The organism is Streptomyces sp. NPDC032472 (genome assembly GCF_040636955.1).
Lineage (GTDB): Bacteria > Actinomycetota > Actinomycetes > Streptomycetales > Streptomycetaceae > Streptomyces.
Map to the genome: position 1 here is coordinate 1 of NZ_JBEZVK010000050.1, position 23,391 is coordinate 23,391.

The window sequence follows — 23,391 nt, forward strand, 5'->3', positions numbered from 1 at the left end:
CCGCGCCGCACCACGCGCAGCGCCACGCCCCCGGGGAGGTCTCGGCCCGGCTCACGGCCCACGCCGCCGGCGCCGGAACCGTTCCCGCGGCCGTCGCCACGACCGCGACGGCCCTGCTGCCGCCGCTCGGCGGACTGGCGGCCCTGTTCCTCGTCGACGTCTGGACCGGCGTGGCCTTCCTGGTCGGACTCCCCTTGCTGGCCCTGCTGCTGCGGACGTTCGCGCGCGCGTCGGGGGCCAGCGTCGGCCGGTACCAGGAGCTGCAGCTCGCCATGGCCGGACGCCTCGCCGAGGCCCTGGCCGGCGCCCGCACCATCGCCGCGGCCGGCACCGCGGAGCGGGAGGCCGCCCGGGTCCTCGCGCACCTGCCCGAACTGGGCCGCGAGGGGCGGAGGATGTGGCGGATCTACGGCGCGGCCACCGCGCGTACCGGCACGCTGATGCCTGTCCTGCTGTACGTGGTCCTCGCGGTGGGCGGCCTTCGGCTCGCGGCCGGGGCGCTCGGCGTCGGCGGCCTGCTCGCCGCCGTCCGCTACGCGGGCCTCGCCGCCGGCGTCGGCGCCGTCACGGGCCGGCTGTCCATGGTGGTGCGAGGCCGGGCCGCAGCCCGCCGCACGGCCGCCCTCCTCGACCTGCCCGAGCTCCCGCAGGGCGAGCGGCGGCAGGTCCCCGCCGGCCCGGGGGCCCTGGAACTGCGCGGGGTGCGCGTCGAGCGGGCGGGCAGGACCGTCCTGCACGACGTCGACCTGCGGATACCGGGCGGCGCCACCACCGCGGTGGTGGGGCGCTCGGGCTCCGGCAAGACGCTGCTGGCCGCCGTCGCCGGACGCCTGACCGCCTGTGACGCGGGCCAGGTGCTGCTGGACGGCACCCCGCTCGAGGAACTCACCGCGGGAGCGCTGCGCCGGGAGGTGGGCCACGCCTTCGAGCGGCCGGCGTTGTTCGGGGACAGCGTCGGCGCGGCCATCGCGTTCGGCGCGCCGCCGGAGCCCGGACCGGACGCCGTGCGGGCCGCCGCCCAGGCAGCCGGCGCCGACCCGTTCGTACGCCGCCTGCCCGACGGCTACCGGACGCCGCTCGACGAGGCCCCGATGTCCGGCGGGGAACTGCAACGGCTCGGTCTGGCGCGGGCGTTCTGCCACGCGGGCCGCCTGCTCGTGCTGGATGACGCCACCTCCAGCCTGGACACCGTCACCGCCCGCCAGGTGGAGCGGGCCCTGGCGCATGGCGTGCGGGCCGGGACGCGCCTCGTCGTCACCCACCGCGCTTCCACGGCCGCCCGCGCCGACCTCGTCGTATGGCTGGAGGAGGGCAGGGTGCGGGCGACCGGGACGCACGCCGGGCTGTGGCGCGACCCCGCCTACCGCGCGGTGTTCGGGGCCGGCGGGGAGCCCGCCGGCGAGCGGGCCGACAGGCCGGACGGCGGGCCGATGGCGCGGGAGGCGGTGCGGTGAACGGGCACGGCGCCTGGGGGCGGGTCGGAGCCGAGGGACGGCGCTTCCTACGCGGGCGGGCCCGGACGCTGGGCACCCTCGCCCTGTGGTCCCTGCTGGAGTCCGCCCACACCTTCCTCGGCGGCTACGCGGTGGCCCGCGCCCTCGACGACGGCTTCCTGGCCGCCCGGCCCGCAACGGGCCTGGGCTGGCTCGCCGTCGCCGGGGCCGGCGCCCTCCTGGGCGGGCTGGCCCTGCGGAGGGTGTTCGCGGGGCTGGCGGACCTCGTCGAACCGCTGCGGGACGGTCTGGTCCGCCGGGCCGTACGGCAGGCGCTGGAGGGCGCCGCCGCCGATCCGGCGCGGGCCGCCCGTTCCGGGGCCGTTTCCCGCCTCACCCTGCAGACCGAGATGGCCCGTGACTCCTTCGCGGGGCTGGTCCTCGTCGCCCGTTCCTTCGTCTTCACCGCGGCGGGCGCACTGGCCGGGATGGCCGCGCTCGCGCCGGTGCTGCTGTTGTTCGTCCTGCCGCCGCTGCTGGTGGGGACGGTCGGCTTCCTGGTCACCCTGCGCCCCATGGCGCGGGTGCAGAGGGGGGTACTGGACACCGACGAGGCCTTGGCCGCGCGGGCCGGCGAGCTCGCGGCGGGCCTGCGCGACGTGGTCGCCTGCGGAGGCGGGGCCGAGGCGGGCAGCCGCCTGGAGTCGTTGATCGCCGACCAGGAACGGCTGACCCGGCGGCTCGCCCGCTGGGCCGCCGTGCGCACGACGGCCCTCGGGGTGGCGGGCCGCTTGCCCGTCGTCGTGCTGCTGCTGGCGGCGCCCTGGCTGATCGGGCGCGGGCTGAGCGCGGGCGCGCTGGCCGCCGCCCTCACCTACCTGGTCCAGTCGCTGCTGCCCGCGCTCGACGCCCTGATGGGCGCCCTCGGCGCCGCGGGGACCCGCCTCCTGGTGGTGCTGGACCGGTTCTGCCCGCCCCGGCCGGCCCGCGGGCCGGAGCCCGCCCCCCGTACGGAACCGCCTCAGCCGTCGCCGGGAGTGCGGGAGCCCGGTCCGGGGCCGGCGGCCGGCGTCCCGGTTCCCGCGGCCGAGCTGCGCCGGGTGCGCTTCGCGTACGGCCCCCACGCCCAGCCGGTGGTCGACGGCCTGGACCTGGTCCTGCGCGAGGGGGAGCACCTCGCCGTCGTCGGACCGAGCGGCATCGGCAAGTCCACCGTCACCGCGCTCCTGGCGGGGCTCCTGCCACCCGACCGGGGCACCGTACTGCTGGCCGGTGCCCCGGCCGGCCGCCGTCCCGCCCGGGGCCCGGACCCCCGGCGGACCCTGCTGCCGCAGCAGGCCTACGTCTTCACGGGCTCCGTCCGGGAGTACCTCGGCCACCTGTCCCCGGGGCCGGTGCCGGACGAGCGGCTGGAACACGCCCTGTCCGCCCTCGGCGTGGACGGGCTGGTGGACCGGCTGGGAGGCCCGGACGCGCCGGTCGACCCGTCCCGGCTGTCCCAGGGCGAGCGCCAGCAGCTGGCCCTCGCGGCCGCTTACCTCTCCCCCGCGCCGCTGCTGCTGCTCGACGAGGCCACCTGCCACCTCGACCCGGAGGCCGAGGAGCGCGCCGAACGGGCGCTCGCCCGACGCCCGGGAACCCTCGTCGTGGTGGCCCACCGCATCTCCTCGGCTGCCCGCGCCGACCGGGTCCTCGTCCTCGACGGCACCCGCGCGGTCCACGGCACGCACGCCGACCTCCCGGCCCGCTCGCCCCTCTACCGCGACCTCGTGGGAGGGTGGGACGCGCAGGGGTGAACGGGCCGGTGCCTTTGGCCCCGACGCCTCAGACCCAGCCGGCCTGCCGGGAGATCCGGATCGCGTCTATCCGGTTGCGGGCGCCGGTCTTGCGCTTAACGGCGGCCATGTAGTTGCGCACCGTGCCGCTGGCGAGGTGCAGGGCGTGCGCGATCTCCGCGACGGAGTCGCCCTCGGCGGCTCGGGCCAGCACGCTCAGTTCGCGCGGGCTCAGCGGCACGTCGTCGGCGTCGAGGAGGGCCGACGCCAGGGAGGCGTCGACGAACCGCTCCCCGGCGGCGACCTTGCGCACCGCCCGGACCAGCCGACCGGGCGACCCGTCCTTGTCCACGTAGCCGCGGGCCTCGGCCCGGACGCCCCGCCGCAGCGAGCCGGGCGCCCCCGGCGTGGCCAGCACCAGCAGCGGAGGCGGCAGCTCGGGCAGCGGACCGGCGGAGCCGGTGGCGGTGCCGGCCTCGAGGGCGGCCGACGCGCCCGGACAGTCGAGGTCGACGACCGTCACGTCCGGGCGTAAGGAGTCACCCCGCCGTGCGCAGGTCCGCCAGCCGGCACAGGTGACGTCGAAGCCGCCTTCGGATCTCAGCAGAGCGGCGAGGGCCGACCTCACGATGCTGACGCTGTGCAGGACGAGGACCTTGGTCATCCGGGCTCTCCTCAGGAGGTGATCACTGGGCACCAAGCGGGTGCCCAACTCCGCCGCGGAGGAACGTCGCATGCCGCCCCGTCCGAGCACCCGTGGCCGAACGCCGCTCCCTGCCGGTGCGGCCCTCTACGTCGCCACCTGCGCGCCACGCTCCACAGCTACACCCGTGACGCCGCGAGACGCGCGCGGCCACCCCGAACCGGTGGGGCCGATTCCGATCGCATGCCGCCCACCCGGCCCGGTCCGGCACCGTCCGCGGCATTACGCGGGACGCCCCGCCCACCCGGTTCGAGAGCGGCCTCCGGCAGCTGCGCCGGGGCGGGCCGCGTCTGCGCCGTTCAGCGGGGGTGGCGTCTTGTCGGTACCGCAGTCGGCCGTCCTGGACGGCCGTGCGTCGGCCCGGGAGCGGGAGGCGCACAGGCGGAGCGTCGGCGGGCGGGAGTCATTCACCGGAGGTCGGCTGGGCGGCGTACGCGCGGGTATGGGTTGGCGGTCGAGGTCGCATCTGGCAGAGCTGCTCGATCAAGTCCGAGTGGCGGGGCGGCTTCGACAACGCAGCCCTCAACGCACTGCACGCTGACGGCTTCGGCCCACCGGTCGCTGAGACTGGCGAGTACGGCTTGAGCGCCAGAGTCTCGGCTGGGCTGCGCCTGGGAAGACGTGCGCGGCCCTGACAGGCTGTTCCAGCACGGAGTCGAAGCCTGCCCCCACACCACCACCCGCATCGTCGAGCCCGGCGGCCAGCTCGTCGCCGACGCTGTCCGCAGAGCAGCAGTAGGTGATGTGCGTCGCGGCCATCGTCGAGCAGGGCAGCTCAACAAAGGACGATCACCTGACCGTCGATCCGCCACCCTCGGCATGTGCGGGCCTGGACAACACCACGTACCTACATGCGTATTACGACACCCTTAAAAGAATCAACGAGAAGGGTCGGGCTGCTGCTCTCAGCGGAGGGTTGACCGGCGGCTGAGCACACGCAGGCTCCGTCGAGCGCCCCGGAGGTCAGTCCAGTACCCCCGAGCTCGGTGTCGGGCCGGCAAATCGATTCTAGGCTTCGGGCCAGAAGCGACTCTCACCAGGCGGTCAACCACCGAGCGAGGGTCGCCAGCAAGCCCGCCTCAGACCCCCCTCACCGATCCGCGCCCCGGGTCACCCAACGTTACCGCGATGCATGGAAGTCCCGGTCCTCCGCCATCGGCGCGGCACACTGGCCGGTCGCGTCGTCGAGACCCCACCAAGCGCCAAGAGACATGCTCAACGAGCTCGTACATGACGTCCAGCGTGGCAGAACACGGGAGCACGAAGCCTCCACCGCCGATGTGATGAGTGAGATCAGCACACCAGCGACGGAGGCTTCGCCAGGTCACAAGACCCCTGCCGACCTGCCTCTTTCACTCCGGAGAAACAGGATCAAAGAGGATCACTGAGGAGGGGAGCCAGCGGTGGGGGTGTGGAGCCGAGGTGTTGCCCATGTAACGACTACGAGGTCACCCGATGACCTGCCACCACTGCGAACTGGACCCATTGGCCGACCACAGCGTGACCAGCGTGCCGTCTGGCCGCGCTCCGACTCGCTGGCATCCTCATCTGGATCCGAGGGTGACGGCCGGCCGGCCTGAGGCGGCTGAGCCTTTCCCGTCTACATGCCTCGCGGTGGGCCGTAGACGATCCGAGTCTGCTGTCCCGGATCCGTCGAAAGGCATTCCATATGCACAGGTCCGGGGTAGAAGACCGCACTGTCCCAGCCGCACATCTCCTCGCCGATCAGATAGCGGTACAGCCATTCGGCGAAGGGCAGCGCATAGCCGGCCCATGCACCCTCCCTGCTCAGCACGGCGACCCCGTCGGGCACCCCATGGACCTGTGGCGCCAAGAAGATGATGTGCCCCTGATCGGTGCCCGCGAGGGGAATGAGGCCCTCGGCCGTGCCGAAGGTGATCTCCGGAAGGCCGAAGACGACACGGGGATCGACAGGGGACTCCACGCCTTCCTTCACCGCCTTCTCCTGTGACCACAGCTGGGACGTACGACGCATCCACGCGCCCAGGTCCCGCCACCCAGTCCTCGGACGGTCCAGGTAGAGGTGATGGTTGATCTGGCGGGCCCCGTACGCATCGGCGATCGCCTTGTAGTCCGCAGGCAGCGACCGTCCGAGCTCGCCTTCCAGGCTCATCCAGGCAGCAGGGGTGGCACCGTCGGCCTGCGGGTGGCCGAGCATGTCGATAACGGCCTGTACGTAGTCGGTCATGGCGCCTCAAGAATGGGAGTAGGTGCAGGGTGGCCCATCATCCGACGCCTCTTGCGTCGTAGGCCGACCGGCGGATGCTCGACAACTACGAGCGTGACGCGGCTGTCTATCACGTGCCCGACCGCGCCGCGGTGGCGCGTATGCACGCCGCGCTCGTACGCCAGCACCACGCCCGCCGGGCCGCCGTGAGCTCCTGACACCCCGAGGCCCAAGGAGTCGAGACGTCACGATCGCGGGAAGGTCTCAGCGGCCGGCGAGGGTGACGAAAGAGGGCACGGGGCGGGTGTGGCCGGGTGGTGATCCGGTCGCACCCGCCTGCCTGGCCGACCCGGAATGTGCGGCACCAGCCGCTTTCGGCCTGTGGTGCCGTCGTCACGGTGGTGGCTACTTGCGGAAGCGGCTGGGGTAGTCGTTCGCCTCCACCTCGCGCCGATGCTCGACGTCCTGGGGGTGCAGCTTCAAGGCCCCGTTGATCAGGGTTTCTTCGGTCTCCACGTTGCCCAGGTCCGGCAGGCAGCACTCCACCGGACACACGGCCTGGCACGCTTCATGGTCGAAGAAGCCCACGCACTACGTGCAGGCATTGGGGTCGATCTCGTAAATCTCGTCCCCCTCCTTGATCGCCTCGTTGGGGCACTCAGGCTCGCACGCCCCGCAGTTGATGCAGTCTTCGGTGATCTTGGTAGCCACTACCCGTTCTCCTGTTTTGTTCGGTGCACTGCGATGACCAACGCGCCGGCGGCAAACCGGTGCCGAAGCCCGATACGCACAGAGCATCGAGGGCACGGCGATCAGCACGCGGCCCGGCCGAGGACGGCACGCGCCGGCCCCGGCCGGGGCGCAGGGCCCTAAAGACAGGTGGCTACTGGGGCTTGTAGAGGTGCAGCGGCATCGTCAGGTCGGCCTTCTTGCCGTCGTTCATCGCGCGGCCGACCATGTCGGTCGCGATGCGCGTCATGGTCGCCGACGGTGTCGGCAGCCCGCCGCCTGGGTTCCGGTGAAGAAGCCCTTGACGGCGGCCGCCACCACCACCGCATCCCACGGCGAGCGGGCCAGGCCGAAGGCATCGGCGTCCGTGTCGCCGATCATGTACCGCACTAGGAGTTGTCGTCAAAGTGTCACGCCCACATCAGGAGCGATGCGAGGGTGACGGCTGCTCGGTAGGCCTGGGCCGTCTTGTCGTATCTGGTGGCGATTCCGCGCCACTGCTTGAGCCGGTTGAAGCACCGTTCCACCACGTTGCGGCGCTTGTAGACCTGCTTGTCGAAGGTCGGCGGGCGGCCGCCCCGGCTGCCGCACCGGGCCCGGTTGCGGACCTGGTCGGACCGCTCCGGGATGGTGTGCGTGATGCCCCGGCGCCGCAGCCAGACGCGGATCGCCTTCGAGCTGTAGCCCTTGTCGCCGATGACGTGGTCGGGCCTTACCCGGGGCCGGCCCGGCCCGATCCGGGGCACCCGTATCGCCTCCATCACGGCGGTGAACTGGGTGCAGTCGTTGGTGTTCCCGCCCGTCAGCACGAAGGCGAGCGGGCGGCCCGAGCCGTCGCAGGCCAGGTGAATTTTGCTGGTCAGTCCGCCTCGGGACCGTCCGAGGGCCGGGCTTTGGAGCCCCCTTTTTCGGGCTCCGGCCGCGTGCTGGTGGGCACGGACGATGCTGGAGTCCACCGACACCAGCCAGTCGATGTTTCCGTCGGCCGTCTGGGCGCCGTGCCGGAGGCGTGCGCGGGCAGCCCGCTGGTTACGCCGGGGTGCCTGTGTCTGCGATGGCGTCGATGATCGTGCGTGCCCACTGGGCGGGGGTGGGGGTGGTCAGGGCTTGGGCCAGGCGCATGGTGTGTGTGCGTCGTTGCCGGGGGGTCATGGTGAGGGCGGTGTGCAGTTTGTCGACGAGGTCGTGGGCGGAGTGGGGGTCGGTGAGGAGGGCGTGGCCGGCGAGGTGGTCGGCGGCGCCGGCGTGGCGGGAGAGGATCAGTACGCCTGAGCGGCCGGTCGCGGTCTGGGCGGTGAGGTATTCCTGGGCGGTGAGGTTCATGCCGTCGGCCAGGGAGGTGACCCAGAAGACGTCGGCTGCCAGGTAGTGGTCGATGACCTCTTCGAAGGGAAGGGTGCAGGGTATGTAGTCGACCGGCTGCCACTGTCTATCGCCCAGGCGGCTGTTGAGGCCGTTGATGGCTCGTTCGAGATCGGTGCGGGTGGAGTCGTAGGCGTGGATGCCCGGTTCGGGGGGCGGGCACACGAGCCGGTATTGCAGGCGTCCGCGAAGGTCGGGCTGCTGATCGAGGAGCTGGGCCAGGGCGTGGACTTTCTGTACGGGGGCTTTGGCGTAGTCGAGGCGTTCCACCGACAGGACGAGGATGGTGTCGGGCCGGTCGGGGACGGCGGGGTGGCGGGAGCGGGCGAGGGCGGCGACGGCAGGCCGGTCAATGCCCAGGGGGTGCACGCCGATGCGGGGTTTGCGGGCTGCGCCGGCCAGCAGGTTCTGGAAGTGTTCGGCGAACGCGGTGGTGTGGAAGCCGGCCCAGTCCAGCTGTGCGAGCGAGGAGGACAGCTGCTGCGCGACGGGCAGGTTGCGGAAGGTTGCCGGGTCGGGGAAGGGGGTGTGGTGGAACAGGCCCACGGCCAGATCGGGCCGCTGTTCCTTGAGGCGGCCGGGGACGAGCCAGAGGTTGTAGTCGTGCAGCCACACCGTTGCCCCGTGCGCGGCGTGGGTGCTGATGTGTGTGGCGAAGGCGGTGTTGACGGCCTCGTAGTGGGCCCAGTCGGCCGGGTTGTGCCGGACGCGGTGCGGTTGCGCGGTCAGGGCCGGCCAGAGTGTTTCCTTGCAGGCCCGGTGGAAGTATCCGGCCCACTGGTCGGCCGGCACCGGGAGCAGGGTCAGTGGCAGTCCGGGTGGGATGGTGGCCGCGGTGGAGGCGTCCTCGGTCGTGGCAGCGGCCCATACGGCATCCAGCCGGCCTTCGGTGTCGGATCCCAGGGCGGACACCAGGGTGGGCAGGATGCCGTTGGGGCTGGCCGGCTGCCGCCAGCGGCCGCCGTACCGCTGCCAGGGGGGCCGGTGGTATCCGATCACCACCTGCTTGGGGCGCTCTACCCAGCCGAGGTGTTGCAGGGCCTCAAGGACTGCGGCGGCGCCGTCGAGCGGCGGGTGGTGGATGAGCGGGTCGTCGGCCAGCTGCGTGGCCAGGACGGGCTCGGCGTTGGCGACGACGACGCCGTGGGCGCCGAGGCCGAACAGCGTGAGGTCGTTGAGCGAGTCCCCGGCCACGAGCAGATGGCCGGTGGGCCAGTGGCAGCGGCGCATGAGCCGGCGCAGGGCCTGCCCCTTGCCCGCATGGGGCGGCAGGACGTCGAAGTAGCGGTCGGCGGAGTACGTCCAGGAGCATCCCAGCTGTTCCACAGCCGCCGTGATCTCTCGCGTCAGCTCCTGGTGGGCCAGGTAGTAGGAACACCGGCTCTCCTGCGCGACGGCCTGCGGCATGAGCTGCGGGAAGCGGCGCATCGCCTGGCGGACGCGTCTTGCTCCCGGCCATCCGGCACGCAGTGGCCGCTCCAGGTTCGGGCAGTGCGACATGGTGGCGGCATCGATGATGCTCGCGCCGACGTCGGCGATGATCCAGCGCGGCCGCGGAGCCAGCACCTCCACCTCGAGCAGGGCCCGCACCGAGGCGAGGGCGCGGCCGGTCGCGTAGACCACGGTGATGTGGGGGTTGTGGTCCAGGGCCTGTCTGAGGCGGCGGCGGCTGGCCTCGTCGCCGGCCAGGGCGGTCCCGTCAAGGTCGGTGACTAGGACGCGTTGTCTTCCTGCGCCGGCTTCGGCCGGTTGCAGTGCCGCCGGGGTGGTGCCGGCCCTCCGCGGATGCCTGTGTGGCCGGGACGCTGTACTGCCCATGGCTGCTGTTCCCTTCTGCGGCCCCCACGGTCTGGAAAAGGGGGCGGCGGTCACCAGCCAGGGTCGTGGGTGACCGGGTCGATCGCGGTGCCCTCGGCGCGAGCGGGCGCGGAGGAACCGTGGGCCGCCATGCCGGGTGCTGCCGTGCCGGGAGCACCCAGGGTCTGCTGCAGGGCTCGCACGGCCCGGCCGAGCCGGGCCTCGTGGACGTCGGAGCTGGCCAGCATGCGGTTGACGCTCTCGCGTGGCATACCGGCCGCGCAGCCGAGGAGTTCGTCGACCAGCCGCGCCGGAGCATGGCCGTCCGCTTCGGACACGGTGCCGGTGCGGGAATCATGGGGGATGCTCAACGCGAAGGAGACCTCGGCATCGTCCGCGGCGTCCTGCTCTGCGGGCCAGGTGGCAGGCGCATCCTGCCTGAGGGTGACGCGGACATGGGTGTAGCCGCGGCGAGGCTCGAAACGTGCGGTCTTCGATGACACGACGGCATCCCCTTTCGAACGGACCTTCGGGGAACAGGCATCCCCTTCACCATCACCCTGGGCCCGGCTACGGGCCTGGCGGACTCTGCCATTGGAGTGACCCGCCCCACCCCACGACGCGGGCGGCGCAGCAGGTGAGGCGCGGTAGCGGGCGGGATTGGACGGCGGCTGCCGAGCCGGGCTGCGGGCACGCGAGGCCGCGGGACCGCGACCGGGACGCCCCAGCCCGCGTAGTCGTGGCCTGCTTTCTGCCTCGGTCCGGGGTCGCACCTGGCCGCCCCGTATACCTGCCGGACCCACCGCGGAGCCCCCATGGGGGGGACAGCCGCCCGGCTCGGATCCGCCGCAGCAGTGAGCCACCGGCGTGGGAGCCGGGCGCGGCCCGTACCGAACGGAGTCGTCAGGCATCGCGGATCGGGTCGAGGCCGACCGGGTGAGGGGGGATCGTTCCTGCGAACCGTCGCCGACGTGGCCCGCACGGTCCCGTACGCAGACTCCGCTAACGTCTGGCTGCCCGCCGGCAGGCCGGACGACACGCGCGCGCAGCCTCATCGACCCCGTCCCGACAGGGAGAGAGCCGTGTCCACTCCGATGATCGACCACTCCGCCAGGAAGCACAGCCCCCAGGTCGCGTACCGGATGGTCCAGGCCGCCGATCTCGCCTACAAGGACGAATCCACCATCGAGGCCAAGGCCCGCGAGTGGGGCTTCGAGCACGTACGGCACCACCAGACACGTTTCACGCCGCCGTTCCCCCTGGAAGACACCCAGGCCTATACGATCGCCAGCGACAAGATGATCATCACCGGATTCCGGGGCACCGAGCCGGCCCAGATCCGCGACTGGCTCTCCGACGCCAGCACCCCGCCCTGGCCCGGACCGGCCGGCACCGGCTACATCCACTACGGCTTCGGCCAGGCCCTCGACTCGATCTTCCCCACGGTCAAGAACGCACTCGCCGAGCTCCGCGACAACGACCAGAGCGTGTGGTTCACCGGCCACAGCCTCGGCGGCGCGCTCGCCATGCTCGCCGGCTGCCGGATGTACCTGGAGGAACCTCGACTGCAGGCCGACGGCATCTACACCTACGGCCAGCCCCGCACCTGCGACCGGCTCCTCGCCGCCTCCTGCAACAAGGGATTCAAGGACCGACTCCACCGGTACGTCAACAACAACGACATCGTCCCCCCGCTCCCCCCAGAGCCGGCCTACACCCACGCCGACACCCTCCACTACATCGACGCCAGCGGCCGCGCCCGCTCCTCCATGCCGCTGCTCGGCACGCTGACCGACCGCGTCAAGGACGCCACCGCCGACCTCCTGGCCCCCGCCAGCGACAGCCTGCGCGACCACCCCATCAAGAACTACCTCACCGCCCTGGAGAAGAACCTCGCCTGACCCCCGCACCCAGCCGCACCGCACCCGCTGCTCTGCAGCGGCGCGACCACGCCTTTGGGAGCTCCATGTCGGCGTACTCCTCTGACTGCTCCGCAAAGTACGGCACCGGGTCGGAGTCTGTTCTCGTAAGGTCTGGCTGTGGTGAACTGCAGTAGGAGGGGTCCTTCCAGGAGAGCGAGGCAAAGCGGCTTGCGGAGGAGTTCGGTCGCGGCCTGACCGAGCGATGGGATAAATGGGCCTTCGAGCTTGGCCTGTGGGTGACTCCGGCCGTCACCGGCGTGTTCGGCTTCACCTGGCATCCCACCGCGAAGGACGAGGAAGGGCGTCAGATCCGGGTTGGCGGAAACTGGCCAATCCTCGTCGACCAGGACACTGGCGCATGCCGACTCGTCCAGGGGCCGAAAGAGTTCGCCATCCTCAGAGGCTCGTCGGCAGCTCGCAGTGCCCACTGGGCCGCCGGCCATGGACGGCGGCTTGATGCGGTCGCCGTGGCGTGTCGTTGGCATGGAATCAGGCTGCGTTGTCTCGGTCTCGCTCGATGGCGGCAAGGCGGATTTTGAGACGGTAGCTGGGGCCGTTGATGGAGATGACTCCGCAGTGGTGGAGGAGACGGTCGAGGATGGCGGTGACCAGGACCTCGTCGCCGAACATCTGTCCCCATTTGCTGAAGGTCTTGTTCGAGGTCAGGATGATCGAGCCCTACTCGTAGCGCTTGGAGATCATCTGGAAGACCAGGTTGGCCTCCGCGGGGGCGAGGGGTTGGTAGCCGACCTCGTCCGGAACGAGGATCGCCGGCCGGAGATAGCTGCCGAGCTTGCTGGTCAGGCGCCCTGCGGCCTCGGCGGCGTTGAGGTTGCGGACCATGTCGTCGAGGCTGGTGAAGTAGATCGAGCAGCCGGCTCGACAGGCCGCCACCGCAAAAGCGACGGCGATGTGTGGCTTGCCCACTCCCGGCGGCGTGGAGTTCGCAGGTTGCCGTAAGGGTCTTCGATGTCTCGCAATGTGGCCCTTAGTAGCTGTTGTCGTACCGAGAGGTTCGCTTGGCGGTCGAACGAGGGTTCTCGGTCGGGTGCATTGGCACCACGTATGGTTCGGCCACGTCGGTTTTTGATGGAGATGCGGGGGTGCGTGATGGCGTGGGTGGGGAATGCGCGGCTGATGGCGGAGCCGGAGGTTGCGGAGTTCCTGGATTCGGTCTTCGTGCCCGGCACACGTCTTGGGGTGCGTGCCGACGACCCGCTGACCGCTGTCGAGGTCGTCGAGGTGGAGGAAGTCACCACGGTCCGTGTCCCCAGCGGTCGGTTGATAGTCGACTCTCCGTGGTCCGAGGACCAAGGGCGCGAGATCGTGGCCCGCATCCCCCCAGGTACCTACCGCGTCGAGGCTGCTTGGACGGAGGCGCCGTACGTGCATGGCGGCAAGTACTTCGACGGACGGGAATGTGCCGCCATCCGTTTGCGTGTCAGTGATGACCCGGTGGTCGTCTGGGAGGCGGGTGTAGGGGTGAACGACGACATCGGGGATGCGGGCGTCGCGACAGCTGGGTTCAACTCCGACAGCGATGCCACGGGAGCCATCGCCGACGCCGAGGCCTGGGAAGCGCTGACAGCGCCATTCCACCACTTCCGACGTGCCACAGCCTCGTGGGGAACGACGCCCGCCCCGGACCGAGACACCGAGGACCTGTGCGACGGCTGGTTCGAGAAGAGCAGCAACGAGGAGTTCAAGGCCGACCTCATCGCGTTCGACGTCCCCGAAGGAGGGGCCCCGGTCTGGATCGGGCGTACTCGGACCGGCACCATGGCCTCGATCATCGTGCCAGGCCAAATGGCCACGACCCCTCTGGCCTGAGTGGCATTGTTCTATCGATCATGGTGGGCGTGAGTTCGAGTTCGGTTGCCCGGCCGGGTGATACTCCGGTGGTCTGGCCATGAAGGCAGGGTCTCCCGAACAGCTCGTGGGTATCGAATCCCTCCGGGCGTCAGGGGACCCTGGTGCTGCAGTCTTTCGTGCTGGCCGCCGCTTCGTCCAACGCGTCTTCCCCGTCGCGTGACCGACTCGCTCACACGTACGATAATGCAGGCGATCGTCCAGGCCGGGAGCCCCGCTATCCCTCGGACATGACGGACGCGGAATGGGCCGAGGTCCGTGCCGTTCTGCCGGTTCCGGGATGGCTGGAGGGCCGTGGCGGGCAGCCGGAGGGCTATTGCCACCGGCAGATGGTCGACGCGGTTCGCTACCTGGTCGCGGGCGGTATCTCCTGGCGGATCGATGCCTGCTGACTTCCCCGCGTGGGGCCGCGTCTACGCCTTCTTCCGACGCTGGCGCGACAACGGCTGGATCGCCGAGTTCCACGACCGGCTGCGGGACCGGATCCGTGAAGCGGCCAGCCGCGATCGGGAGCCGACGGCGGGCAACATCGATGCTCAGTCGGTGAAGGCGGCTGCGTCGGTGCCAGCCGCGACCAGGGGCTTCGATGGCGGCAAGAAGGTCAACGGACGCAAGCGCCACATCGTGGTGGACACCCTCGGCCTGCTGTTGACCGTCGTGGTCACGGCGGCGTCCGTCACCGACCGGGAGGCCGGGCAGACGCTGCTGGCCTGGCTGCGCGAGCGGCACTGGCGCATCACGCGGGTCTGGGCGGACGGCGGATACACAGGCCACCTCGTCGACTTCGCCCGCAGCGTCCTGCAGATCGCTCGGACAGTGGTCAAACGCAGCGACGACACCACCCGCTTCGTCGTCCTGCCGAAGAGATGGCTGGTGGAGCGAACGTTCGCATGGCTGATGCGCTCACGCCGCCTGGTCCGCGACTACGAAACCCGCACCAACAGCGCCGAGGCGATGGTCCTGTGGTCGATGAGCACGGTCATGAGCCGGCGCCTCGCCCGGCGACGGCACTGAACATCCCGGAGCTCTTCTCGGTCAGCCATCCCGGGCAGCCAGGCGCTCCGCTTTCGAACGCACACCCTCCACCTTCGCGGGAACCGGCTCCAGGCCGAGCGCCGCGGCGAGCTGCCGGCAGTCCACTGGGGTTCCACCGCCGGCCACGATGCCCATGATCCGCCGGTAGTCCGGTGCAAGAACGGCCACATCGAGCTCCGCGCGCCACACCGGCACCACCGAACCCGGCGCGGCACCCCTGACGGGCCCCGGACACTTACTGGTCACGGCTCTTCCAGCAGCCCCATCACCGATGGCATCCGGAACCTCCACCACATAGACGACACGACACGTCACCCCTGCCGTCGAGGTATCGATCTCATTCCTGACCAGCGGAAACGCAGCAACTGCCTTGGGAAAACAGCTTCTCAGCAAGACCACAACACCACGGCAAATCACCAGGTCACAAGCCACAGGACCCACTGAAAACGAAACACCAAACCACTGAAGAACCACCGCCGAGCATCAGCCAGGGGCCGAACACTGACGGCCCGCGTCACGAGCCGGCCGGCCGACCGCAGCCCGCGCGGGTCCCCGTACTGTGCGGACGGCGCATCCCTCGGCAGGCGGTCACCGTGCCCGCCGCCCTTCATGTCCGGGACCTCCTCATCCTGGTCGTCACCGTCGCTTACCACCGCCGCCGGCCCTTCCGGCCCGGTGAGGCGGCCCCGGAATCCGCGCGGCCGGCCGGACCGGAGTCGGATACTCTCTCCCGGTTGGCTTCGGGGCGTCGGCGGGCTTTGAACTGCCTGATGGAGGACGGTTTTTTCATGAGCGGCACACATCCGGCCGAACTCTTCCAACCACTCGGGCAGGACGACCCGGCCACGGTGGGCGGCTACCGCCTGGCCGCCGTGCTCGGCGCGGGCGGCATGGGCAAGGTGTACCTCTCCTACACGCTCGGCGGACGGCCCGTGGCCCTGAAGGTGATCCGGCCCGAGTTCAGCGAGGACCCCGAGTTCCGGCGGCGCTTCCAGCAGGAGGTACGCGCCGCGCAGCGCGTGCAGGGCCTGTACACCGCGCCCGTCATCGACTTCGACACCGAGGGAGCGCAGCCTTGGCTGGCCACCTCCTACGTGCCAGGCCCCTCCCTCGCGCACGCCGTGGCCCGGCACGGCCGGCTGCCGCTGCGCAGCGTCCTGCTGCTGACCATCGGTGTCGCCGAGGCGCTGCACGTCATCCACGCCGCGGGCATCGTTCACCGCGACCTGAAGCCGGCGAACGTGCTCCTCGCCTCCGACGGCCCACGCGTAATCGACTTCGGCATCGCCCGCGCGGCCGATGCCACCTCCCTGACCAGCAGCGGAGTCAGCGTTGGTACGCCCGCGTTCATGGCGCCCGAGCAGGCCTCCGCCGGGACGGTCACCGCCGGCACCGACATCTTCGCCCTCGGCCAGATCATCGCTTTCGCGGCGATCGGCGCACCCGCCTACGGCGACGGAAACTCGCACGCGATCCTGTACCGCATCGTGCACGAGGACCCAGACCTCAGCGCGCTGCCTGCCGAACTGCGGCCCCTGGTGACCCGGTGCCTGAGCCGCGACCCCGCCGGCCGGCCCACCCTCACCCAGGTCATCGAGATGTGCCACGCCCTCTCTCCCGCGCCGCTGCGCCAGGGCGAGGACTGGCTCCCGCAGGCGGTCGCCGGTTCCATCACCGAACGCCTCCAGCTGCCCGAACCGGAGAGGACCCCGCCGCCCCAGCCCACTGCCGCCCCCACCCCGACCGAGCTCTCTGCACCGCCGCAGCCGGCCACCGCCCCTGCCACGGCACCTGCGCCCGCCTCGTACCCGCTGCAGCCCCCGGCACCTGCGTACGCGCCCACGCAGAGCGCCCCGGCCGCCCCGGCGATGGCCCCCGGCCACCCGACACCCCCGCCCGGCTACCAGACCACCCCGCCCGGCTACCAGACTTCGCCGCCCGGCTACGCGGCCCCTGGTCACCCCACGCCGCCGCTCCACCAGACCGGCTACCCACCCGCCGCCCCCCGGAGCTCGCGACCCAAGGGGCTGGTCATCGCCGGGGCGATCGTGGCCGCGGTCATCGGCGTCGCGGTCATCGGCTCCCTGCTCCCGGACGGATCCGCCAAGAGCGGCAAGACCAGCAGCAGCGGCAGCCGCGGCAGCGGGACCAACAGCGGCGCGGCTGCCGGCGAGAGCCCCGGCCCCACGAGCTCTGGCTCCCAGAATCAGAAGCGGCCCGACCCCACCCCGGCCTCCTACCAGGGCGTCAACATCACGGCCAATTACCAGGTCATGCTCGCCGACAACCCGCCCCGGCCCGCCTCGGGCGGCAGCAGCGGCGTGTTGTACAACCACGGGGACTTCTACTACTACTTCGACAGCCTCTTCGGAGACAAGCAAGTCGGCACCGCCAACGGCAAGCTGGTCGTGCTGAACAATGCGCAGAAGGGCTCTCTGGAGACCTGCCGCGCGGAAACCCGCTACACCGAGAAGATCAAGCTCGACCAGCTCACCGACGGCTCCGAAGTCTGCGTGCTCAGCGACGCGGGACACATCGCCGTGGCGACGTACCGTGGCAAGTCGGACGCAAAGGACGCCAGCAATTACATCACGGTGGACCTCACCATCTGGCGCAACGCCGAGGATCCGAAGAAGCACTGACGCCTCCGGCGCCCGGCCCGTACGACCCATCCGTACGGTTGGCCTGCGAGCGTGGTGTGTTCGCGGTGGTGATTGCAGGAGTGCAGCAACTGGGGGAAGGCGTCGCGTCGTTCCTGCTCTGACCGGTAGGGGCGGGCGCAGGCCCACTCGTAGAGGAGGGTGCGGTTGAGGCGTTCGACCTTGCCGTTGGTCTGGGGCCGGTAGGGTCGGGTTCGCTTGTGTGCGAGCCCGGCCGCGCATCAGGGCGTCCCGCCAGATGCGGGAGCGGCAGCAGGAGTCGTTGTCGGTCAGGACGGGGTTCGACGGTGATCCCGACGCCGGTGAAGTAGGCGTGTGCCCGCTGCCAGAAGACGGTGCGGTCTCCTTCTTCCCGTCTTCGAGGATCTCGCTGTCGGCGAGGCGGGAGTGGTCGTCGACGGCGGTGTGGATGTAGCCGTAGCCGGCGTTCTTGCGGTTCTTGCGGCTGGCCTGGCGGCCGAGGGTCTTGTCGCCGCCACCGTCGGGGATGTTGCCGAGTTTCTTGATGTCGACGTGGACGAGTTCGCCCTGGCGCGTCCGTAGTGGCGTATGACGGCCCCGGTGGCCCGGTCGAGATGGGTCAGGCGGGCGATCCGGTAGCGGACGAGGACCCGGTGCACCGTGGACGCGGGCACGTCCAGGAGTCCGGCGATGCGGGCGGGACCCCACGAGCTCCAGTACGGGAAGCATCACCTTGCTGATCTGCAAGCCCTCAGGCCGTTTTCTTCAGATCATCGGATCGTTGGTTGATGTGTGTCGTTGACCGACGCCCATTGGGCACGCATCGAGCCGTTGCTACCGGACCGGACACCGTAGCGGGGTGGGCGGTGGCGGGATCACCGGCAGGTGATCGACGCGATCGCGTTCAAGTACCGCACCAGTACGCCATGGATGGACCGGCCCGAGCACTTCGGTTCATGGAAGGGCGCCCACAACCGGCTGCGGAAGTGGGCGGCCGACGGCACCTGGGAGAAGGTCTTCACCGCCCTGCGCGAGTCCCTAAAGGCCCTGAGGCTCTCCGGGATGCTGGAAACGCTCGATGCCCGGCTGGCCCAGGCCCACGGCGGTGAACTCGGACACCTCGACTTCCTCCAGGTCCTCTGCCAGGACGAGATCACCCGCCGCGAGACCGTCGCCTTCCAGCGCCGACTCCAGCGGGCCCAGTTCGAACAGCAAGTCACTCTCGAGGAGTTCGACTTCGCCGCCTCCCCGAAGCTTCCGGCCGCCCAGATCCGTGACCTGGCCGCACTCCGATGGCTCCATGCCGGAGAGTCCGTGATTCGGTTCGGGCCGGTCGGGGTCGGAAAGACCCACGTCGCCCAGGCCCTCGGGCACCTGGCGATCCGCCTGGGTGCCCACGTCCACTTCGCGAAGACCAGCCGGATCCTGGCCGAGCTGGCCGGCGGGCACGCGGACCGGACCTGGGAGAAGCGGATGCGCGAGCTGGTCCGCCCGGACGTCCTCATCCTGGACGACTTCGCCATGCGTCAGCTGACCGCGGCCCAGGCCGACGACCTCTACGAGCTGGTCAGCGAACGGCAGGGCCGATCCCTGATCGTCACCAGCAACCGGGCACCCAGCGACTGGTATCCGCTCTTCCCCAACCCCGTCGTCGCCGAGTCACTCCTGGACCGGCTGATCAATACCAGCCACCAGGTCATCATGAACGGCCCCAGCTACCGCCCGAACAAGCGCCCCCGACCAGCTAGAACGGCCAACTCAGACTATGTGAGAGAGTCGTGCACATGGTCGAGTCCTGGGTCTTCACCGACAGCGCCGTGCCTGCTTCGGCCGCCACGGCGCTGGACGTACTTCAAGAACGGATCGCAGCCGGACACCTCGAGACCTGGCTGACCAGCTCGCGCGGCCGTTCGCTAGCCGTCATCAGCAACGCCGACCGCGCGATCGTCATGCTCCTCGATGACGAGGCCGATCCCGGCGAGCACGCCCTCAGCCCCGGAGCCAGCAGCTCGAGCAGCGGCTTCGTCCTGGCGAACGGGCAACACGACGAGTATCCCGACGAGGACACCGTCCCTCTCACCGAAGCGATGCGGATCGTCAGCCGCATCCTCACAACCGGTGCCCCACCCACAGACGCTCCTTGGGCAATCGACCGCTGACGAGGCCAGCACCTGGGGAATTACGTGAAGTTAGCCCTGGGGAAATGAGTGACCGTCCACACGTCGATGTCGAAGTCGTAGTGGCCGGCGAAAGCCGACCGCTTCCGGGTGCAGTGGAACCGCCTCGCCCGGGGCGACGTGGCGGCGGACGACGGTCTTGGTGCGGTCGTAGACGATCGTCATCGGGACGCCGCCGACGTGGGCCCTTCGGGGCTTCCCTGCACGCCGAGCAGCTGTGTGGCGGCCGGGCCCTGGTCCTCGACGTCGATGCATTTACGGGCGCGGGTGGACAGGAGCGGGGGCGCGATGTTCGTGGGCCACGGTCGGAACGCTAGCGGGGATCGCGGACAGGTGGGGTCCGCGACGGTGCCCCGCCGCCGGCCGAACAGGGCTGGTCCGGCGCCGCGCCGAGCCAGGGGTGTGTGGGTTCCGTGCGGCCCGCCGTGCGGACGGGGCTTCGACGTGCGCGTCGCCGCGCGCGGGTGAACCATTTAAGGGACGGGCGTGGGGCGGCCGCCTGCGGGGGAAGTCAGGGAACCGGCTTCGACTGCTAGAGGTGGCGAGCGTGGAGGTCTTCGATGCCGTCGTCGTGGGGTCGGGTTTCGGCGGGTCCGTGTCCGCGTTCCGGCTGGCCGAGGCGGACCTGCGGGTCTGTCTTCTGGAACGGGGAAAGCCGTTTCCGCCCGGGTCCTTCCCCCGCAGTCCGCACGAGGCGGCCAAGAACTTCTGGGATCCGGACTCCGGGCTGTACGGGCTGTACGACATGTGGAGCTTCTCGAAACTCGACGCCCTGGTGTCCAGCGGGCTGGGCGGGGGATCCCTGATCTATGCGAACGTGCTGATCCGCAAGCCGGAAAGCTGGTTCGTGCACGAACCGTTCGAGGGCGGCTACGAGGACTGGCCCGTCACCCGTGCGGACCTCGATCCGCACTACGGCCGTGTCGAGGCCATGATGGGCGCGCAGCGCTATCCGTTCCACCTGGAGCCCTACCGGAACACGCCCAAGACCCTGGCCATGCGGGAGGCGGCCGCGCGGCTGGGTCTCCCGTGGGAGCTTCCACCGCTGGCCGTCTCCTTCGGAGACCCCCCGGTGCCGGGCGCTCCCATCGAGGGCGGCGAGGACAACCTGCACCACAGCCCGCGCTACACGTGCAGGCTCGTCGGTGAATGCGACGTGGGCTGCAACTTCGGCAGCAAGAACAGTCTGGATTTCACCTATCTCAGTGCCGCGAACCGGCTCGGGGTGGACATCCGGACCCTCTGCGAGGTCCGCTCGTTCGAACCGGTCCAGGAGGGGTTCCTGGTCTCGTACGACGAGCACGGCGCCGCCGGGGACGGGGACCCACTCGCTTCTCCCCGGCGGCGCACCCTGAGGACCAGGCGGCTGGTGCTCGCCGCCGGCACCCTCGGCACCACCTATCTGCTGCTGCGGAATCGCAGCGCCTTCCCGGCCCTCAGCCCCGCGCTGGGCACCCACTTCTCCGGGAACGGGGACTTCCTCGGGCTGGTGTTCAAGTCACGGGAGAAGCGGGACGGCGATCCCGGAGAGTCCGTGCCGCGCATGACGGAGCCGAGCTTCGGCCCGGTCATCACGAGTGCGATGCTCATGGACCGCACGGGCAACGGTGCCAGCGGACGGGGCTTCTACATCGAGGACGCCGGTTACCCGGAGTTCCTCAACTGGCTCGTCGAGCACAACGTCCTCACCCTCTCCCACCGGGTCGGCACGTTCCTGCTGCGGCGGGGATGGTCGCAGCTGACCAGAACGGCGCGGAGCCGGGTGGGCCGGCAGCTCGGCGACACCATGGGCAAGGGGATGTTCACCGCCACGTCCCTGCCGTTGCTCGGAATGGGCAGGGACGTCCCCAACGGCCGGATGTTCCTCCAAGACGGCAGTCTGGACCTCGACTGGGACCTGGCCGCCTCCGACCGGTACTTCGACCAGATGAACGAGACCATGGAGCGCGTCTCCCACGGTCTGGGCGGGCACTACGCCTCGAATCCCCTGTGGTGGCTCAACCGTCTCATCACCGTGCACCCCGTGGGCGGCGCCCCGATGGGGCGCGACAGGCAGGAAGGCGTGGTGGACCCCTTCGGGCGCGTGTACGGCTACCCGGGCCTGTCGATCGCCGACGGCTCGGTGATGCCCGGGCCGGTGGGCCCCAATCCCTCCCTCACCATCGCGGCGCTGGCCGACCGTTCGGCCGACCGCATCATCGAGGATCACCAGCAGAACCCGACGAGGCCCTCATGACGAACGGCCAGGCCACCGCGGCGCGCAGCGGCTCCCCGCGCAGATCCCTCATCCTCGCCGGCGGCGGACTCAAGGTCGCCTTCCAGGCGGGGGTCCTCCAGGTCCTGCTCGACGAGGCGGAGTTGGAGTTCGACCACGCCGACGGAGCCAGCGGCGGTGTGTTCAACCTGGCGATGTACTGCCAGGGGATGTCCGGACGCGAGATAGCGGACAACTGGCGCGGTCTGTCTCCGCTGGCGGGCGTCACCCCCAACTGGCGTGAGCTGGCCAAGGGGCCGTACGCCCGTTCCCTCTTCACGCTCGACGGCTACCGGCGCCGCGTCTTCCCGGGCTGGGGCCTGGACTGGGAACGGATCCGGGCCACCGACCGGGAGGCCACCTTCAACCTATACGACTTCAGCTCCAACGAACTGGAGGCCGTGACCGCCGACCGGATGGACGAGGAGCGCTTCTGCGCCGGAGTGTCGCTGCCCATGTGGTTCCCTCCGGTCGTCCTCGACGGGAAGACCTACATCGACCCGGTGTACCTGACCGACGGGAACATCGAGGAGGCGATCCGGCGCGGCTGCGACGAGCTGTGGATCATCTGGACGGTCAGCCGGCGGCACCGCTGGCGCGACGGCTTCGTCGCCAACTACTTCCACATCATCGAGACGACAGCCAACGGTCAGCTGCAGCACTGGCTGCGGCGGATCGAGGCCAGCAACGCGGCCATCCGCGAAGGGGGTGCGGGAGAGTTCGGAAGGCCGATCGACGTCAGGCTGCTGAGCGCCGAGGTCCCCCTGAACTACCTCGTCAACTTCAGCAGGGACCGCTTCGCCCAAGCCGTGGAACTCGGAGTCCGGCGGGCCCGCGACTGGTGCACGGACCAGGGGATCCCCTGGAAGCCCGGCACCCCTCCGGACCTCCCCGAGGACCCCACCCGCATCCGGTTCACCGAACGCATGGTCGGCCGCGTCGCGTTCGGCGGGGGCGACGACCAGGAGCCCTCTTCGCCGGAGACGGGGGCAGCCGCCGACCTGGCCCTGCACCTGACCATCGACATCCGGGGAGTGGACCGCTTCCTCACCGGCCCCGAGCACGAGGCCTCGATCCGGGGCGAGGTCCTCTGCCAGGAGCTGGGCGGACGCCTGCCGGTCGAGCGAGGGACCTTCCGGTTGTTCGTGGAGCACTCCGACCCCGAACACCTGCGGATGCTGTACCGCCTGTTCTTCCGCGACCGCGCCGGTCACCGGCTCACGCTCAGCGGATACAAGGACGTCAGCGAGGATTCCCGCAGGGGGGTCTGGAAGGACACGTCCGTCCTCCGCACGCGGATCGTCCGCGGTCACGTCGACGCCGAGGAGGAGGCCGAGGCAGAGCTCGTGGCCTCCGGCTCCGTGCACATCCGCCCGGCCGACTTCCTGAAGCAGCTCACCACCTTCCGGGTCCAAGCCGCGACGCTCCCCGGCCGGGTGAACACGCTGAGGCGCTTCGGGCAGTTCTTCCTCGGCAAGCTGTGGGACGTGTACGCGCAGGGCGTCCTGCCCTGGTCGCCGCTGTGA

General features: G+C 70.6%; 19 protein-coding genes and 7 pseudogenes. 14 read left to right on the forward strand and 12 right to left on the reverse strand.

Translation table 11 applies throughout. The features are described 5' to 3' along the window. Positions 1 to 1,454 (forward strand): ABC transporter ATP-binding protein (locus tag AB0F11_RS27615; RefSeq protein ID WP_362179086.1); only part of this gene is annotated, 1,454 nt, incomplete at its 5' end. After that, positions 1,451 to 3,229: an ABC transporter ATP-binding protein gene (locus tag AB0F11_RS27620; RefSeq protein WP_362179089.1), complete on the forward strand. Its 1,779-nt coding sequence runs from the start codon at positions 1,451 to 1,453 to the stop codon at positions 3,227 to 3,229. The genes AB0F11_RS27615 and AB0F11_RS27620, both read left to right, overlap by 4 nt. Positions 3,230 to 3,257: 28 nt before the next feature. Here the strand turns inward: AB0F11_RS27620 and AB0F11_RS27625 are convergent, their stop codons facing one another. Beyond that, complete coding sequence (locus AB0F11_RS27625; protein ID WP_362179092.1) at positions 3,258 to 3,872, reverse strand: response regulator transcription factor; 615 nt, start codon at positions 3,870 to 3,872, stop codon at positions 3,258 to 3,260. Between the two features lie 503 nt (positions 3,873 to 4,375). On the opposite strand from AB0F11_RS27625, the pseudogene AB0F11_RS27630 reads away from it, so the two are divergent. After that, positions 4,376 to 4,529, forward strand: a pseudogene (locus tag AB0F11_RS27630) (GNAT family N-acetyltransferase); the annotation flags it as partial. Positions 4,530 to 5,511: 982 nt separating this feature from the next. Here the strand turns inward: AB0F11_RS27630 and AB0F11_RS27635 are convergent. Then, positions 5,512 to 6,120: a hypothetical protein gene (locus tag AB0F11_RS27635; RefSeq protein WP_362179095.1), complete on the reverse strand. Its 609-nt coding sequence runs from the start codon at positions 6,118 to 6,120 to the stop codon at positions 5,512 to 5,514. A 74-nt stretch (positions 6,121 to 6,194) separates the two neighbouring features. On the opposite strand from AB0F11_RS27635, the gene AB0F11_RS27640 reads away from it, so the two are divergent. Next, positions 6,195 to 6,317, forward strand: coding sequence for a hypothetical protein (locus AB0F11_RS27640; RefSeq protein ID WP_362179098.1), 123 nt, complete (start codon positions 6,195 to 6,197; stop codon positions 6,315 to 6,317). Between the two features lie 187 nt (positions 6,318 to 6,504). Here AB0F11_RS27640 and AB0F11_RS27645 read toward each other — a convergent pair whose 3' ends face one another. The 6 genes and pseudogenes from AB0F11_RS27645 to AB0F11_RS27670 form a co-directional block, all read right to left on the reverse strand. Further along, positions 6,505 to 6,687: a hypothetical protein gene (locus AB0F11_RS27645; RefSeq protein ID WP_362179101.1), complete on the reverse strand. Its 183-nt coding sequence runs from the start codon at positions 6,685 to 6,687 to the stop codon at positions 6,505 to 6,507. A 6-nt stretch (positions 6,688 to 6,693) separates the two neighbouring features. Then, positions 6,694 to 6,810: pseudogene (locus tag AB0F11_RS27650) on the reverse strand (4Fe-4S binding protein); the annotation flags it as partial. A gap of 264 nt (positions 6,811 to 7,074) precedes the next feature. Next, positions 7,075 to 7,209, reverse strand: coding sequence for a hypothetical protein (locus AB0F11_RS27655; RefSeq protein WP_362179104.1), 135 nt, complete (start codon positions 7,207 to 7,209; stop codon positions 7,075 to 7,077). A 29-nt stretch (positions 7,210 to 7,238) separates the two neighbouring features. Beyond that, positions 7,239 to 7,808, reverse strand: a pseudogene (locus AB0F11_RS27660) (IS5 family transposase); the annotation flags it as partial. Positions 7,809 to 7,857: 49 nt separating this feature from the next. Continuing rightward, positions 7,858 to 10,008, reverse strand: coding sequence for a trehalose-6-phosphate synthase (locus AB0F11_RS27665; protein ID WP_362179106.1), 2,151 nt, complete (start codon positions 10,006 to 10,008; stop codon positions 7,858 to 7,860). A 50-nt stretch (positions 10,009 to 10,058) separates the two neighbouring features. Beyond that, entirely contained in the window at positions 10,059 to 10,490 is a 432-nt protein-coding gene (locus AB0F11_RS27670) for a hypothetical protein (RefSeq protein ID WP_362179109.1), read from the reverse strand. A gap of 579 nt (positions 10,491 to 11,069) precedes the next feature. Here AB0F11_RS27670 and AB0F11_RS27675 point away from each other — a divergent pair. Then, entirely contained in the window at positions 11,070 to 11,888 is an 819-nt protein-coding gene (locus tag AB0F11_RS27675) for a lipase family protein (RefSeq protein ID WP_362179111.1), read from the forward strand. A gap of 510 nt (positions 11,889 to 12,398) precedes the next feature. On the opposite strand, the pseudogene AB0F11_RS27680 reads toward AB0F11_RS27675, so the two are convergent. Then, a pseudogene (locus AB0F11_RS27680) lies at positions 12,399 to 12,845 on the reverse strand (ATP-binding protein); the annotation flags it as partial. Positions 12,846 to 13,046: 201 nt separating this feature from the next. Here AB0F11_RS27680 and AB0F11_RS27685 point away from each other — a divergent pair. The 3 genes from AB0F11_RS27685 to AB0F11_RS27695 all read left to right on the forward strand — a co-directional run bounded on the left by AB0F11_RS27685 (position 13,047) and on the right by AB0F11_RS27695 (position 14,792). Beyond that, complete coding sequence (locus tag AB0F11_RS27685; RefSeq protein ID WP_362179114.1) at positions 13,047 to 13,739, forward strand: DUF4241 domain-containing protein; 693 nt, start codon at positions 13,047 to 13,049, stop codon at positions 13,737 to 13,739. A 269-nt stretch (positions 13,740 to 14,008) separates the two neighbouring features. Then, positions 14,009 to 14,170 carry a transposase gene (locus tag AB0F11_RS27690; protein WP_362179117.1) on the forward strand — a complete coding sequence of 54 codons (162 nt, stop codon included), beginning with the start codon at positions 14,009 to 14,011 and terminating at the stop codon, positions 14,168 to 14,170. Continuing rightward, positions 14,160 to 14,792: an IS5 family transposase gene (locus AB0F11_RS27695; RefSeq protein ID WP_362179120.1), complete on the forward strand. Its 633-nt coding sequence runs from the start codon at positions 14,160 to 14,162 to the stop codon at positions 14,790 to 14,792. Before AB0F11_RS27690 ends, AB0F11_RS27695 begins: the two co-directional genes overlap by 11 nt. Positions 14,793 to 14,813: 21 nt before the next feature. Here the strand turns inward: AB0F11_RS27695 and AB0F11_RS27700 are convergent, their stop codons facing one another. After that, positions 14,814 to 15,245: a hypothetical protein gene (locus tag AB0F11_RS27700; protein ID WP_362179123.1), complete on the reverse strand. Its 432-nt coding sequence runs from the start codon at positions 15,243 to 15,245 to the stop codon at positions 14,814 to 14,816. A gap of 356 nt (positions 15,246 to 15,601) precedes the next feature. On the opposite strand from AB0F11_RS27700, the gene AB0F11_RS27705 reads away from it, so the two are divergent. Continuing rightward, a complete protein-coding gene (locus AB0F11_RS27705) occupies positions 15,602 to 17,455 on the forward strand; it encodes a serine/threonine-protein kinase (protein ID WP_362179125.1) in 1,854 nt (617 codons plus the stop codon). Here the strand turns inward: AB0F11_RS27705 and AB0F11_RS27710 are convergent. Further along, a pseudogene (locus AB0F11_RS27710) lies at positions 17,398 to 18,141 on the reverse strand (IS481 family transposase); the annotation flags it as partial. The gene AB0F11_RS27705 and the pseudogene AB0F11_RS27710 sit on opposite strands and share 58 nt — an antisense overlap. 163 nt (positions 18,142 to 18,304) lie before the next feature. On the opposite strand from AB0F11_RS27710, the pseudogene AB0F11_RS27715 reads away from it, so the two are divergent. The 3 genes and pseudogenes from AB0F11_RS27715 to AB0F11_RS27725 all read left to right on the forward strand — a co-directional run. Continuing rightward, positions 18,305 to 18,442: pseudogene (locus AB0F11_RS27715) on the forward strand (transposase); the annotation flags it as partial. A 39-nt stretch (positions 18,443 to 18,481) separates the two neighbouring features. Then, positions 18,482 to 19,327 (forward strand): IS21-like element helper ATPase IstB, encoded by an 846-nt coding sequence (gene istB / locus AB0F11_RS27720; RefSeq protein WP_362179195.1) that lies wholly within the window; start codon positions 18,482 to 18,484, stop codon positions 19,325 to 19,327. After that, positions 19,219 to 19,593, forward strand: a complete 375-nt coding sequence (locus tag AB0F11_RS27725; protein ID WP_362179128.1) for an Imm1 family immunity protein — start codon at positions 19,219 to 19,221, stop codon at positions 19,591 to 19,593. The genes istB and AB0F11_RS27725 overlap by 109 nt, the downstream gene beginning before the upstream one ends. 59 nt (positions 19,594 to 19,652) lie before the next feature. Here AB0F11_RS27725 and AB0F11_RS27730 read toward each other — a convergent pair. Then, positions 19,653 to 19,797, reverse strand: a pseudogene (locus AB0F11_RS27730) (IS21 family transposase); the annotation flags it as partial. Between the two features lie 361 nt (positions 19,798 to 20,158). Between AB0F11_RS27730 and AB0F11_RS27735 the strand changes: the two are divergent. Together AB0F11_RS27735 and AB0F11_RS27740 are read left to right on the forward strand one after the other, a co-directional pair. Further along, on the forward strand, positions 20,159 to 21,847 hold the full coding sequence (locus tag AB0F11_RS27735; protein ID WP_362179131.1) for a GMC family oxidoreductase: 1,689 nt from the start codon (positions 20,159 to 20,161) through the stop codon (positions 21,845 to 21,847). Further along, positions 21,844 to 23,391: a patatin-like phospholipase family protein gene (locus tag AB0F11_RS27740; RefSeq protein ID WP_362179133.1), complete on the forward strand. Its 1,548-nt coding sequence runs from the start codon at positions 21,844 to 21,846 to the stop codon at positions 23,389 to 23,391. Before AB0F11_RS27735 ends, AB0F11_RS27740 begins: the two co-directional genes overlap by 4 nt.

What these genes read in the sequence shown, in the direction of transcription:
- AB0F11_RS27625 (WP_362179092.1), bottom strand. Translation starts at nt 3,872, where the DNA reads ATGACCAAGGTCCTCGTCCTGCACAGCGTCAGCATCGTGAGGTCGGCC.
- AB0F11_RS27635 (WP_362179095.1), bottom strand. Translation starts at nt 6,120, where the DNA reads ATGACCGACTACGTACAGGCCGTTATCGACATGCTCGGCCACCCGCAG.
- AB0F11_RS27640 (WP_362179098.1), top strand. Translation starts at nt 6,195, where the DNA reads ATGCTCGACAACTACGAGCGTGACGCGGCTGTCTATCACGTGCCCGAC.
- AB0F11_RS27655 (WP_362179104.1), bottom strand. Translation starts at nt 7,209, where the DNA reads ATGATCGGCGACACGGACGCCGATGCCTTCGGCCTGGCCCGCTCGCCG.
- AB0F11_RS27665 (WP_362179106.1), bottom strand. Translation starts at nt 10,008, where the DNA reads ATGGGCAGTACAGCGTCCCGGCCACACAGGCATCCGCGGAGGGCCGGC.
- AB0F11_RS27685 (WP_362179114.1), top strand. Translation starts at nt 13,047, where the DNA reads ATGGCGGAGCCGGAGGTTGCGGAGTTCCTGGATTCGGTCTTCGTGCCC.
- AB0F11_RS27690 (WP_362179117.1), top strand. Translation starts at nt 14,009, where the DNA reads ATGACGGACGCGGAATGGGCCGAGGTCCGTGCCGTTCTGCCGGTTCCG.
- AB0F11_RS27695 (WP_362179120.1), top strand. Translation starts at nt 14,160, where the DNA reads ATGCCTGCTGACTTCCCCGCGTGGGGCCGCGTCTACGCCTTCTTCCGA.
- AB0F11_RS27705 (WP_362179125.1), top strand. Translation starts at nt 15,602, where the DNA reads ATGAGCGGCACACATCCGGCCGAACTCTTCCAACCACTCGGGCAGGAC.
- AB0F11_RS27725 (WP_362179128.1), top strand. Translation starts at nt 19,219, where the DNA reads ATGGTCGAGTCCTGGGTCTTCACCGACAGCGCCGTGCCTGCTTCGGCC.
- AB0F11_RS27740 (WP_362179133.1), top strand. Translation starts at nt 21,844, where the DNA reads ATGACGAACGGCCAGGCCACCGCGGCGCGCAGCGGCTCCCCGCGCAGA.